We start from the raw sequence: 13,881 nt of genomic DNA on the forward strand, positions 1-13,881 counted from the left end.
TTTAGCACTGAACACAATTTTTCCAGCCTCTCAACACATTAAACCGCAACACAAAACTCATAAACTCGTTAAGTTTGTTACGCAAAGTGCGTGGTTTACTAAGTGCAACTAAAGTCGCGCAATTAAGCTGCGGGTGGGTGCGACTATCTATTTTTATAGTTTGTTTAGTGCGAAAAATCTCAAATCTCACCACACGAATATCCACACAACTGAATAACACACAATTAAGATGTAATCCCGTGGCTGCTGAAACTATTCTTACGCCCTGCTATTTGGTGCTTCTTCAGCGCGAGGAGCGCCGTTAATATCGCGGTGAATGCCCTGCATCTGCGCCTCAATATTTTGCAAACTGCGTGCGCAATCAAGCAAAGTCTGCGAGTGCTCGGCCAACTTTGCGTCCGGCAAACCGGACTTATATCGCAAAGCATGCTCCAAACTAGCCCAATAATCCATTGCAATTGTGCGGAACTGCACCTCAACCGGCGTATAATGCGCGCCCGACGACAAGAATACAGGCACGGCGTAAATCACGTGCAAACTGCGGTATCCGTTCTGCTTAGGATTTTTAATATAATCCTTGACTCGCAGCACCTGAATATCTGTTTGTTTAGAAAGGTACTGAGCTACGGAGTACACGTCGTCGCAATAATTGCAGATTACGCGAATGCCAGCAACGTCGAAAAGATTGTCGCGTATAGAGCGCGTAGAAATTTCCAGATTACGGCGCTGCAGCTTTTCAAAAATAGAGTGGACCGATTTAAGTCTGCGCTCCATGTGGTGAATTGGGTCATGAGAGAAGCGCACCTGGAATTCGCTGTCGAGAATCTCAAGCTTTGTGCTTATTTCGTACATTGCGCCTTCGTAAACTTGCATCATGTTTACGAATTCGTCGATTTGATCTTCCGGCAGCATTGGGGAGTTGGATTTGCCGCAGTTTGGGCAATTATGCGAAGCGTGCTCGTGTTCGTGTTGCTCGTGCGTATTTGTATTGGTATCTATATAGGTATTGTTTTCTACGCCCTGCTCACTAATTGCTTCGTTGCTGTGAAGGCGGGCGTACAATTCTGCTGCGTTTACGCGATTATGACGATCAAGTATCACGTCTTTCTATAATACTCGAGAAACTGCTAAACTGTAGGTTAATCTATAGTCTATTTGTGCAAACGTACTAAATTACGTTACAATTTTTAGCATTTTTTAAGATGCGTCAGCTAAAATACTATGAGAACGTTGTCTTGACAGCGTTTTATTTCATAGCTGTTAAGGAGAAATAATGACAAACTTTACGCAAGATTATTACGGAACAGGCGCTCCTGAAGTAATCGACACTAATGCTACTTACGCTTTTGAAAAAGCAAAAAGAATTTCTGTAGGTCGCACTTACGGCGAAATGACGATTGGTCTTGCTGTGACTGCACTGGTTGCAATGTTTACGCAAAGCAGTAATTTATTCACGCAATTTATGATCGCAACTCACGGCTGGGGCTGGATTTTGCTAATCGGCGCTCAAATTATCATATCTATTTTTATGGGCACTCGCATCATGAAAATGAGCACTACTACAGCGCGAGTTATGTTTTACGCTTATTCGGCGCTGACTGGTTTTACACTCAGCACGATTTTTATGGTGTTTAGCTTAGGTTCGATTGCGCTCGTATTTGCATTAACAGCAGGATTCTTCCTTTGCTTGACTATGCTCGCGCTGACTACGAAGATGAATCTACTTAAAGCTGGACCAATTCTTATGGTTGCGCTTATTGCGTTAGTTATTACGCAAGTTATTTTGATGTTCGTCGCTCCTGGTGCAGGCGTATTGCGAATTGTTGCAGCTATTGGAGTTCTTATTTTTGCTGGTCTTACTGCTTATGATGCGCAATCAACTCGCGCGCTTCTTGAACAGTACGCAAATCAGCCGGAAATGGTTAAGAAACTGTCGATTTTCTGCGCTTTCCAGCTTTATTTGGACTTCATTAACATGTTCATCTATTTGCTGCAGCTGCTTGGAGATAATAGAGACTAGTAGTTCTGATTTTCTAAACACAAAAACCCTGCTGATTCGTTCGGCAGGGTTTTTATTATGCGCAGTATGCGCTAGCGATATAGGCGCTCGCTTACGAAACTCGCGTTTTTTCGTTACTGACGCAGTCGGCACTCTGCGCGGGTAACAGATAGACTCGCTTTTTCGTTACTGACGCAGTTGACATACTGCGCGAGTAACGCGCTCGCTACTGAGCTCAAGTTGAAAGCACACTGTGCTTTCAACTTGAGCAAGCTCGGCGCTCCGAATTGCCTTCGCGCTGCACGAATGTCTCATGACTGTTACTCCCTCAGTTCGTTGACTGCGTTAGTAACAGTATTTGAGCTGCGGCTTATACCACATAATATTCATCAGCTTAGCTTTACCCACTTTGGGCATATAACCCCAGCATTGTGCGCGCGAATACAACAAAAGACCCCACGAGTTTCCTCGCGGGGTCTTTGTTAAGCCTTAGCTAATACTTTCAGTTAAGAAAATACTAGGCAAGAATCTTGGTCACACGACCGGAACCAACGGTACGGCCACCTTCACGAACTGCGAAGGTCAAGCCCTCTTCCATTGCGATGGCCTGGATCAACTCAACAGTGAATGTTGCGTGATCGCCTGGCTGAACCATCTCAACGCCGTCTGGCAAGGTGATAACGCCGGTGACGTCGGTGGTGCGGAAGTAGAACTGTGGGCGGTAGTTGGAGAAGAACGGCGAGTGACGGCCACCTTCGTCCTTAGTCAAGACGTAAACTTCGCCTTCGAACTTGGTGTGTGGGGTCACAGAACCTGGAGCAGCCACAACCTGGCCACGCTCAACGTCGGTACGGTTGATACCACGGAGAAGAAGACCAGTGTTATCGCCAGCTTCGGCCTCATCCATCTGCTTGTGGAAGGTCTCGATGGAGGTAACGGTGGTGGTCTGGGTTGGACGCAAGCCAACAATCTCCACTGGGGTGTTGATTGGGAGCTTACCACGCTCAACACGACCGGTAACCACGGTACCACGACCGGAGATGGTGAACACATCTTCGATTGGCATCAAGAATGGCTTGTCAAGATCGTGAGTTGGGGTTGGAATGTACTCGTCAACAGCCTTCATGAGTTCCTTGACGGTCTCTACCCACTTGTCGTGATCTGGAGCGTCATCGTGCAAAGCACCGTATGCAGAGGTGCGGATGACTGGGCAGTCGCGATCGAAGCCGTTTTCTTCGAGGAGATCACGAACCTCTTCTTCAACGAGGTCAATAAGCTCTGGGTCATCAACCATATCGCACTTGTTCAAAGCAACGAGGATCTTCGGGACACCGACCTGCTTAGCGAGCAAAACGTGCTCACGGGTCTGAGCCATAGGACCATCGGTAGCAGCAACCACGAGGATTGCGCCATCCATCTGAGCAGCACCGGTGATCATGTTCTTAACGTAATCAGCGTGGCCTGGAGCGTCCACGTGAGCGTAGTGACGCTCAGCGGTCTGGTACTCGATGTGTGCGATGTTGATGGTAATACCGCGTTCCTTCTCTTCTGGAGCGGCATCAATCTGATCGAAGTCATACTGAGGGTTCAAATCAGGATATTCGCTGTGCAGCACCTTGGAGATAGCCGCGGTCAGAGTAGTCTTGCCGTGATCAACGTGACCAATGGTACCAATGTTGACATGCGGCTTAGTACGCTCGTACTTTTCCTTTGCCATGTGTTTGTCCTCCTGGACGTCTCGTAGTTTGCTTCACACGAATGTGTAAAGTCTTTCGCTACATATTTACTGGGTTTCTGGGTTAGGTGCCACTTCGGTGCCAGAACCCAGTCAACGTAGAAATTCTAGCGTTGACCGGGGACAGAAAACACCGAAGTAGCGTGCGCTTTATTCGCCGCGCTGAGCCTTAATAATCTCGTCCGAAACAGCCTTCGGGACCTCTGCGTAAGAGTCCATCTGCATGGTGAACATTGCGCGGCCCTGAGTCTTGGAACGAAGATCGCCGATGTAGCCGAACATTTCGCTCAGCGGCACCTTTGCGTCAATAACCTTAACGCCGGTTGCATCAGTCATAGACTGGATGTTACCGCGGCGAGAGTTCAAATCGCCCATGACATCGCCCATGTACTCTTCTGGAGTACGGACTTCGACTGCCATAATTGGTTCGAGAATTACCGGATTAGCCTTTGGTGCAGCTTCCTTGAAGCACATGGAACCTGCAATCTTGAAGGCCATTTCCGAAGAATCGACATCGTGAGTCTGACCGTCGGTGACGGTTGCTTTTACGCCCACAACTGGGAAGCCAGCCAACACGCCGGATTCCATAGCTTCCTGCACACCTGAGTCGATGGAAGGAATGAATTCCTTGGTGATATGGCCGCCGGTAACTTCGTTGACGAACTGATAAGTTTCGCCAGATTCTGTGTCGAGAGGCTCGAAGTTCATCAAAACCTTTGCGAACTGACCAGAACCACCGGTCTGCTTCTTGTGAGTGTATTCCTGGTTCATAACAGCCTTGCGAATAGTTTCGCGGTAAGCAACCTGTGGCTTACCAACATTCGCTTCGACCTTGAACTCGCGGCGCATACGATCAACGATAATGTCAAGCTGAAGCTCACCCATACCGGAAATCAAAGTCTGACCAGATTCCTCATCGGTCTTAACCTGGAAGGTAGGATCCTCGTCAGAAAGCTTAGCCAAAGCCAAGCTCATCTTTTCCTGATCAGCCTTCGTCTTTGGTTCCACAGCCACCTCGATAACAGGATCTGGGAAGGTCATGGATTCCAAGGAAATTGGGTTCTTCTCGTCGCACAAGGTATCACCAGTGCTGACGTTCTTCAAACCAACGAAGGTGTAGATGTTACCAGCTTCTGCGGAATCTACAGGATTTTCCTTATCAGCATGCATCTGGAAGATCTTGCCAACGCGTTCCTTCTTGGACTTGGTGGAATCGTACACGGAATCGCCTGGCTTAACTTCGCCAGAGTAAACGCGCACGAACACGAGCTTGCCGTAGAACGGATGGGTGGAAATCTTGAATACCAAAGCTGCAAATGGATCGGTGTTCACTGGCTTGCGGTCAATTTCAACGGACTCGTCGCCTGGCTTGAAGCCCTTAATGGATGGAACATCCTCTGGGCTTGGAAGGAAGTCAACAACAGCATCCAGCATTGGCTGAACGCCCTTATCCTTGAATGCAGAACCGCAGGTTACAGGGAAGGCTTTGCGTTCGATTGTAAGCTTACGAATACCAGCGCGCATTTCTTCTTCAGTAAGTTCGCCAGTTTCGAGATACTTCTCAACCAATTCGTCGTCAGCTTCAGCAACCTGATCCATGAGTTCAGCACGATACTCTTCTGCACGATCCTGCAAATCTGCAGGAATGTCAACGGTGTCGTAGTGAGCACCCATATCGTCCTTAACGTCATTCCAGACGTAAGCCTTCATACGAATCAAGTCAACAACGCCAGTGAAGTCGTTTTCAGCACCGATTGGAAGCTGAATAACGAGTGGAGTTGCGCCGAGCTTCTCCTTGATGGTCTTGACGGAGTAGTAGAAGTCTGCGCCAAGCTTATCCATCTTGTTGATGAAGCAAATACGTGGAACGCTGTACTTATCTGCCTGACGCCACACGGTTTCAGACTGAGGCTCCACGCCTTCCTTACCATCGAAGACTGCAACAGCACCGTCGAGAACACGAAGGGAACGTTCCACCTCAGCGGTGAAGTCAACGTGGCCTGGGGTATCGATGATGTTGATCTGATAGCGGTCATCAACGTCGTGAGTCTGACGCTTCCAGAAGCAGGTGGTTGCAGCAGACTGAATAGTAATACCGCGTTCCTGCTCCTGAGCCATGAAGTCCATGGTAGAAGCACCATCATGAGTTTCACCGATCTTGTAATTCTTACCAGTGTAGTAAAGAATACGTTCGGTTGTAGTAGTCTTACCAGCATCGATGTGCGCCATGATGCCGATGTTACGAACCATATTCAGGTCGTTAAGCACATCTTGTGCCATATTCTTATCCTTAGCTCTTTAAGATACCGATTATCTTGTGGATTACCAGCGATAGTGAGCAAAAGCCTTGTTTGCTTCTGCCATCTTGTGGGTATCCTCGCGGCGCTTCACGGAAGCACCCAAGCCATTGGAGGCATCGAGAATTTCGTTGGCCAAACGCTCAGCCATTGTCTTCTCACGACGAACGCGAGAGAAGTCAGTAAGCCAGCGAAGGGACAATGTGTTTGCACGAGCAGGCTTAACTTCGACTGGAACCTGGTAGGTTGCGCCACCAACGCGGCGGGAACGAACCTCGAGGCTTGGACGAATATTATCGAGAGCGCGCTTCAAAACAGAAACTGGCTCCTGCTCGGTCTTAGCCTTCACCTGCTCAAGAGCGGTGTAGACGATGTTTTCTGCGATGGACTTCTTACCATCGAGAAGGATTTTGTTAATCAACTGAGCCACGACGGTCGAGCCGTAGATTGGATCAGGAAGCAACTGATGCTTTTTTGCAGGTCCTTTACGTGACATGTTTTACTTCGCCTTCTTTGCTCCATACAGGGAACGACCCTGCTTGCGGTCCTTGACACCCTGGGTATCGAGCGCGCCACGCACGATGTGGTAACGCACACCTGGGAGATCCTTCACACGGCCACCGCGCACAAGCACAATGGAGTGCTCCTGCAAGTTATGGCCTTCGCCTGGAATATAGGCGGTTACTTCAATACCCGAGCTGAGGCGCACACGAGCAACCTTACGAAGCGCGGAATTTGGCTTCTTAGGAGTGGTGGTGTACACACGGGTGCACACGCCACGACGCAACGGGCTACCTTTCAAGGCCAAAGTCTTTGACTTCTTAGGCTTGGCCTGACGTCCCTTACGGACGAGTTGTTCAATCGTAGGCAACTTAAGTTCTCCGATTCATTGATATGTTCTGTTTGGTGAAACCGCCACACTGCAGCACACCTTAAACCTGAATCGGTTAAAAGAGTAAAAGCCACAGTCCACCGGCCCGATGGCCCTTGCGCCTCCAGCCACGCATTACTGCGCACTATCTTTGGCACTTGGGATATCCCAACCTACACGCCTATCACATAAGGCATGCCGTTGGCACACACGAATTACTATTATACACAAAACCTTGACAATGCTACTAATTAAATCTCAAAAGCAGAATCAAACCAGAATCAAACCAGAATCAAAGCAAAATCTACTTAAGAATTGGTCGTACAGGAGCCGAAACATCAAGCCTATGTTTATCTCCTATTTTGCTTGGATCGTCAATAATTTTAGCAACAATAGCCTTTTTTAATTCAATTTGCGAAGAATTTCCCCAAACAATAGTTCGCTTTACGTCACCAAGTTCCGTTTCAACAGAATCCTGCGTTTTTGCACTAACTTTTGTAACTCTGGCACGCATTGATTCCGGCAGCGAGCTTACGATTTTTACAGCTTCAAGAACGGCTCTATTGTTTAGACTTCGTTGAATATCCCCTACTTCGATTACTGGAATACCTTTAATAGATGCCTGCGCTACGGCATTCAAAACTCTACCCTTTGCATCCACAGCTGTAAGCTTACTGCTTTCGCGAGTTTTAAGCATTGCTGCAGGACGCTGAGCTCGCACTGTAATTTGTAAACTATGTGGGAAATTTTTAGTGACTTTGGCTTCGGTTACGCCAGGAATATCTTTAAGCTGACCAATTACTTCTTGCGAAGACACCAAAAATAGCGATTTGTCTACTTGAGTAGATGCTATCGATTCGATTTTCTGCTCACTCACCCATTCGTTAGAACCAGAAATAGTAATATCGTCTAGTTGAAGACGAAATACCGGTGAGAAAAATAGAAGCCATAAAAGCGAAGCAAGAACTGCAATAACAGCCATCACAGTTAAAACACGTTTAAACGTAAACTTCAAATAAGCGGACTTACGTTCTTTTAAACGCTCTTTGAAATTGACAATTCTAGGACGAGTCATCATTCCAAAAGATCCAGAAGTTTGACTTAACGTTTTCTTTATGAAGTCAAGACCTGGCAAGCGCCTAGCATCAACAAATTTGCCTTGATGCTTTTCTTCGCGATTAGGATTCGTATCTGCTAAATTAAGGCTTTTAACAGTGCGAGGATGCGGCTTATTTTCAGAAGAATCATTTGATTTACTAACAATCACGCGACCCATACCGCTCCTTTCTTCGTGAAGTTTAAGTTTCCTAAAGACTAGCAGATATTTCTTACTACTTCGCAAATTATTTTTACAATGCTTCTAGCATAACAGACGTCATATCAGTAATACTTCCAGCACCAACAGTAAGAAGAACATCTCCGAATTTTGCGCGCGCAGCCAGTTTCAACGCAGCCTCACGCATATTTTCCACAGCCTCAATTTGTACATTAAGATTCTGCGATTTTGCAGCCTCAACAATAGTTTCTGCATGAATATTAGGAAAATCTTCCTGCTTTTCGCGAGCTGGAAAAATGCCAGTAACAATCACATCGTCAGCCAAAGCCAAAGCATTAGCAAACTCACTGGCAAAAGCACGAGTCCTAGAGAACAAATGCGGCTGGAACAGCACACGCAATTTCGCTGAAGTATAGCGTCTTCTAGCAGCACGAAGTAAAGCTTCAATTTCCGTTGGATGATGCGCATAATCGTCAACAACAGTAACACCGTTAACGCATCCTCGAATATCAAATCTCCTAGAAGCTCCCCTAAAACTTTGAGCACCACGAGCCGCATCTTCCGGCTTCATTCCAAGCAATACTGCAGCAATAATAGCAGCCGAAGCGTTACGCGCATTGTGCAATCCTGGAATTAACAAACTAACTTCTAAGCTTACTGAATCCTCTATTTTTCCAGCATTTCCGGCAATATTTCCAGCAATATTACCAGGCAAAACAAGCGTAAATACTTCTCGCCCACTTACAGCCTGCTCGCTTTCATGCTTAATACCAGCAAACTGCGCCAAATTTTGCACGCGAGCGCTAGTTGAAGCCCACGAATCGTAAGCACCGTAAGCAATTGTTGCGCGCAAAGTTTCATCCGACATTTTTTCAAGAACTTTTCTAGCACCTTCGTCATCAGCGCAAATTATTACGTGATCAATAGCGTGACTTACGTGCTCAACAAAAGCTTCACGGTAACGTTCGCTAGAACCGTAATGATCTAAGTGATCCGCTTCAGCATTTGTTACGATTGCAATACTCGGGCGATATTTTTCAAAGCTTCCGTCTGATTCGTCAGCTTCAGCAACCATAACGCTTCCCTTACCTGCATGACCGCCATCAATAACAGTGCCATCTGCAGCCTGTATTGATCCGCCAATCGCGTAGCTTGGATCTGAAAGTTCTCCAGTTCCAGCAACGCTTAGTATGTGAGAAAGAAGCGAGCTTGTAGTTGTTTTACCGTGAGCTCCTGCAACAGTAACCCCAGTTTTTGAGGCAAGAAGTAGCGCAAGAATATCGCTTCTATGCACGAGTTTTACACCATTGGCGTAAGCTGCCACAATTTCTGGATTATTCGGCTTAATTGCGCTTGAATACACAAGCACATCTGCACTCTCAACATGAGAAGCGTTTTGACCAATTTCTACCGAAATACCTAATTCTTCCAAACGCTTTGTGTGATCGTTTTCTTCGCGGTCGCATCCGCTAACACTTACGCCTTCTTCGTGAAGCATTTCCGCAAGAACACTCATTCCTGCTCCACCAATGCCAATAAAATGCACTCTTCCAAGAGTGGATGCGTTTTTAGAATCTTCAAATGCAGCTTTTATTGGATTTAGAGTGATTTTAGAGCATAGCAAATCCGCATTATTATTAACATTCGACATTATTTTCTGCTTCCTTTTGCGATTTCAAGAATACGCTTTGCCATAACGTCTGCCGCGTTACGAATACCATAATTCCATGATTCTTTTCGCATATTTTGCAAACGCTTACTATCTTCTAATAAAGCTATTCCTTCAAGATTTAACCATTGAGCGCTAAAATCGCAATCGTTTACCATAACCGCACCGCCAGCTTTTACAACCGGCTCAGCATTAAAACGCTGCTCACCGTTACCAATAGGAAGCGGCACATAAACTGCAGGCAATCCTAAAGCGGAAATTTCGGCAACAGTTCCAGCTCCAGCCCTGCAAATAACCAAGTCTGCACAAGCAAAAGCCCAGTCAATACGCTCTAAATATTCCGCAATATGATAATCACCTAATCCAGCATGATTTGGATTAATATCGTTTATTTGCGATTCACCTACTTGCTTTGCAACTATGCTTCGCACTTCTTCCGCTTTTGCGCGACCAGTTAAATGTATGACTTGAGCATGCTGCAAAATTTCTTTAGAAGCTTGAGCCACAGCCAGATTAATGCTTTTTGCTCCTAAAGAGCCTCCAGTTACCAAAATAATTGGTCGCTTTGGATCTAATCCAAGCTTGCAAGCTCCTTCGACTGCAGCCGATCCTCTATCTTCTTCTAGTTTTTTGCACAATGTAGAAATAGCAGGGCGAAGCGGCAATCCTACTCTTTTTGCTTCAACACCGTTTTTTGCGCGCAAACCAGTGGTATTGTACACAGTTCCTATTTCTTCAGCCCATTTAGCGCCTAGTTTATTTGCCATTCCGGCTTTAGCGTTCTGCTCGTGAATCACAATAGGAATATGCTTAGAATGAGCTTTAAAATAGACTGGAGCAGAAGCGTAGCCGCCGAAGCCAACTACAATATCTGCCTTTCGTTTTAATAAAATATTTTGAACTTTGCGCGTTTCTTTAATCCAACGCAAAGGGAATTTTAGTGCGTCAAGATTTGGTTTTCTAGGAAAAGGCACTTTTTCTATAGTGTCAAGTTCGTATCCTGCTTCTGGAACAAGATCTTTTTCCAATCCAACAGCTGTACCAATTACGCTAATATGAGCGTTTGGTTCCATACGTTTTAATGCGTCCGCAACAGAAAGTAGTGGATTAACATGTCCTGCAGTTCCCCCTCCTGCAAGCACAATATGCACTTCTTTCTGATTAGCATTAGTTTGATTCATTATTTCCCCGATTCTTCAATTGTGCTACTATTTTTCCATTTTAAGCTGTGGGTTTGCTCGCATAAGACCATCAGCGACTCCTACTGCAACCAAACACATAACAAGCGAAGATCCGCCTGCAGACACAAACGGCATAGGAACTCCCATAACCGGCAATAGTTGCACTACTACAAGAATATTAACTAAGCCTTGACCTACAATCCACGTTGCTATGCACATTAAAGTTATTGAAATAAACTTAGATTTTGCTTGAAGCGCGGAAGAAAGCATGCACCAGCCGATTATTATGTACAAAATAACTACTGCAGCCGCAACCAAAAATCCCATTTCTTCGCCAATAATTGCAAAAATAAAATCGTTATGAGCGTAAGGTAAATAATTCCATTTTTCGCGCGAGTTACCAATACCAACGCCTAAGAGTCCTCCGGAAGCCATTGCGTATTGTGCGTGAATTGCTTGGAAGCACACGCCTTTAGCTGCTTTAGCGTCGCAACCGTGCAATGTTGCGAGAATTCTTCGCATACGATTTTGACTTGTTAAAACCAAAAGAGCAACCATTATGCAAGCAATAAATATGCTTCCAACAAGCCATTTGGTTGGAAATCCACCTAAATAGAAAGCTATAAGAGCAATAAGAATAATAATTAAAGCAGTACCAAGATCTTTACCGGCAATAACTAGAAGCAAAGATACGCCTAATCCGGATGCGGCGGGAATATAGGCTCGCATTTGAACACGCTTATAAGCTTCTTTTGCGGCAAGAAGTGCGATTGGAAGCCAAATACACAAAGATAGTTTTGTGATTTCTGCAGGTTGCAAAGTAATAGGGCCAACAGCAATCCATCCCGCGTTACCATTAACCTCTCGACGCAAACCTGGCACAAAGGTTAAAAACTGAGCTACGGCCGCAACAGCATAAATAATCGCAACATATTTTCTGTAGTACGAAACAGGCACGCGAGAAGCAAAAATATAGCCAATCATGCCCAAAATGCAGTAAAGAGTTTGGTTTATACCCTGCCCCCAAGGTGCAACTCCGTAAGTAATCATTGTTACCGAAGAGCTAGAAAATACCATAAATAAGCCAAATATCGATAAAATAATTACCGATATTCTCATTCCGTATAAGCACCACAGAGGATTTGTTAAACTTTTCCATCCAAGATAATGCTTAAGCGCTAAATCTTGGCCTTGATCTTCACCACTTTTTTTGTGCACTAATGAGCGCAACCACTTAATCGGCTTATTGTTGTTTAATACCATGATTGTGTACCCATCGTTGAGATTCTTCAGCAAAGCGATTTCCACGATCAGCATACGAAACGAATTGATCCATAGAAGCACATGCTGGAGCAAGAAGCACAACATCACCAGGCTTAGCGTAACGCCCGGCAGCTTCTACAGTTTTTTGCATAACAGCTTCACCGAATGAAGAATCAGCATTTATAAGTGAATTATGCTCAATTCGCTCGCAAACCGCATCGTCAATACCATTATACGATTCAGTACTAGAACCGTCTGGAGCAACAATAGTTACAGGAATATTTGGAGCAGAATTATGAAGAGCTTCAACAATTGGACGCTGGTCTACTCCAATAACAACAACTGCTTTAATCACATGAAGTTGGTTTGCAATTAAATCTTCAAAATGACCGCCTTTTGCCAAGCCGCCAGCAATCCAAACTACAGAATTATTAGCAAAACTTGCTAAGGACGCTGCTGCAGCGTGAGCATTAGTTGCTTTAGAATCATCAACGAATCGAATAGAATGCGAAGGATTGCAATCTTGAGCCTTAAAAGTTGCAACAGTTTGAATTCGATGCCCGCCTGGAGCAAACTCGCGTAAAGCACTAACTGCAGAATCAACGTTTCCAGTTAAGCCAAGAGCTAAAGCCAATGCTGTAAGAGCGTCAGCCAACAAATGCGGGTAAACTGTGCCATCTGGCTCGCATAAATGACGCAAATCACGTAAAGCAACAATACGCTTCAATACTCCAGGATCTCCTCCAGCAACACCGCTGTTATCAACAATCCAACCGTCTTTAACACCAAGCTCTCCCAAAGAAGGCTCACTTAAAGTAAATCCAATACGCTTGCAGCCCGAAGCTACTTTTGCAGCCTTAGCTAATGCTTTAACTCTTTCATCTTGAGCATTATAAACTAAAGCTTTGCGAACGTTATTAAAAACTTTTGACTTGTCGTGAGCATAAGCTTCCATGCCACCATGCCAATCTAAATGATCGGCAGCAATATTTGTAATAGCAGCACAATCAAGAGCTAAAGAATCAGTAAAATGCAACTGGAAAGAGCTTAATTCAACACATAAAGCGTCGTGATCTGCTTCCAATGCTGCATGAGAAACAGATTTTCCAATATTTCCCACAGCTGGAGCATCTAATCCACAAGCGGTTAGCATTGCTGAAGTCATTTCTGTAGTGGAAGTTTTGCCATTAGTTCCGGTAATACCAATCCAATAAGCAGGTTTATTTGTGCGCTTAGAAGGAACGCGCAAACGCCACGCTAATTCAACTTCGCTCATTACTGGAATATTATGCGATTGAGCTTCTTGCAAAAATGGTGTACGCGGATTAAAAACCGGAGAAGTCACCACAGCGTCTATTTTAGACCAGTTAATTTCTTCAAAATTATGAATATCAGCTTCAGGCTTTTTTTCGTCTGCAGTTATAGGATTAGACCCAACAGCTCGCAAAACTTCAACAGCTCCACGTCCAGAAACACCGAGGCCTGCAACAAGAACATTTTTGAACGTAAACGTGCTACTGCACTCGCATGATGATAGTGAAACAGACGAATCAGAACTCTTAAGAGTACTCATATTGAAGCCTTCCAATT

11 protein-coding genes are annotated in these 13,881 nt (G+C 45.3%); 1 reads left to right on the forward strand and 10 read right to left on the reverse strand.

Going from position 1 to position 13,881, the window contains the following annotated elements; all coding sequences use genetic code 11:
* Positions 1-258: 258 nt before the first annotated feature.
* On the reverse strand, positions 259-1,101 hold the full coding sequence (locus tag CGSMWGV1500E_RS03830) for a GTP pyrophosphokinase (protein ID WP_004127562.1): 843 nt from the start codon (positions 1,099-1,101) through the stop codon (positions 259-261).
* A 172-nt stretch (positions 1,102-1,273) separates the two neighbouring features.
* Here CGSMWGV1500E_RS03830 and CGSMWGV1500E_RS03825 point away from each other — a divergent pair, with 172 nt between their 5' ends.
* Positions 1,274-2,020: a Bax inhibitor-1/YccA family protein gene (locus tag CGSMWGV1500E_RS03825; RefSeq protein WP_004127567.1), complete on the forward strand. Its 747-nt coding sequence runs from the start codon at positions 1,274-1,276 to the stop codon at positions 2,018-2,020.
* Between the two features lie 496 nt (positions 2,021-2,516).
* Here the strand turns inward: CGSMWGV1500E_RS03825 and tuf are convergent, their stop codons facing one another.
* The 9 genes from tuf to murD form a co-directional block, all read right to left on the reverse strand.
* Positions 2,517-3,716, reverse strand: a complete 1,200-nt coding sequence (gene tuf, locus CGSMWGV1500E_RS03820) for an elongation factor Tu (protein ID WP_004127573.1) — start codon at positions 3,714-3,716, stop codon at positions 2,517-2,519.
* Positions 3,717-3,884: 168 nt separating this feature from the next.
* On the reverse strand, positions 3,885-6,014 hold the full coding sequence (gene fusA / locus CGSMWGV1500E_RS03815) for an elongation factor G (RefSeq protein WP_004127576.1): 2,130 nt from the start codon (positions 6,012-6,014) through the stop codon (positions 3,885-3,887).
* A 42-nt stretch (positions 6,015-6,056) separates the two neighbouring features.
* A complete protein-coding gene (gene rpsG / locus CGSMWGV1500E_RS03810) occupies positions 6,057-6,527 on the reverse strand; it encodes a 30S ribosomal protein S7 (RefSeq protein WP_004127577.1) in 471 nt (156 codons plus the stop codon).
* Positions 6,528-6,530: 3 nt separating this feature from the next.
* A complete protein-coding gene (rpsL, locus tag CGSMWGV1500E_RS03805) occupies positions 6,531-6,902 on the reverse strand; it encodes a 30S ribosomal protein S12 (RefSeq protein ID WP_003813881.1) in 372 nt (123 codons plus the stop codon).
* Positions 6,903-7,206: 304 nt separating this feature from the next.
* Positions 7,207-8,178, reverse strand: coding sequence for a cell division protein FtsQ/DivIB (locus tag CGSMWGV1500E_RS03800; protein WP_004127582.1), 972 nt, complete (start codon positions 8,176-8,178; stop codon positions 7,207-7,209).
* A 73-nt stretch (positions 8,179-8,251) separates the two neighbouring features.
* Positions 8,252-9,829 carry a UDP-N-acetylmuramate--L-alanine ligase gene (gene murC, locus CGSMWGV1500E_RS03795; protein WP_004127584.1) on the reverse strand — a complete coding sequence of 526 codons (1,578 nt, stop codon included), beginning with the start codon at positions 9,827-9,829 and terminating at the stop codon, positions 8,252-8,254.
* Positions 9,829-11,028 carry a UDP-N-acetylglucosamine--N-acetylmuramyl-(pentapeptide) pyrophosphoryl-undecaprenol N-acetylglucosamine transferase gene (locus CGSMWGV1500E_RS03790; protein ID WP_004127588.1) on the reverse strand — a complete coding sequence of 400 codons (1,200 nt, stop codon included), beginning with the start codon at positions 11,026-11,028 and terminating at the stop codon, positions 9,829-9,831. The genes murC and CGSMWGV1500E_RS03790 overlap by 1 nt, the downstream gene beginning before the upstream one ends.
* 27 nt (positions 11,029-11,055) lie before the next feature.
* Positions 11,056-12,291: a peptidoglycan glycosyltransferase FtsW gene (locus tag CGSMWGV1500E_RS03785; RefSeq protein ID WP_004127591.1), complete on the reverse strand. Its 1,236-nt coding sequence runs from the start codon at positions 12,289-12,291 to the stop codon at positions 11,056-11,058.
* Complete coding sequence (gene murD / locus CGSMWGV1500E_RS03780) at positions 12,272-13,864, reverse strand: UDP-N-acetylmuramoyl-L-alanine--D-glutamate ligase (protein ID WP_004127594.1); 1,593 nt, start codon at positions 13,862-13,864, stop codon at positions 12,272-12,274. The genes CGSMWGV1500E_RS03785 and murD overlap by 20 nt, the downstream gene beginning before the upstream one ends.
* Positions 13,865-13,881 lie beyond the last annotated feature (17 nt).

It is taken from the genome of Gardnerella vaginalis 1500E, from assembly GCF_000263595.1.
Taxonomy (GTDB): domain Bacteria; phylum Actinomycetota; class Actinomycetes; order Actinomycetales; family Bifidobacteriaceae; genus Bifidobacterium; species Bifidobacterium vaginale_E.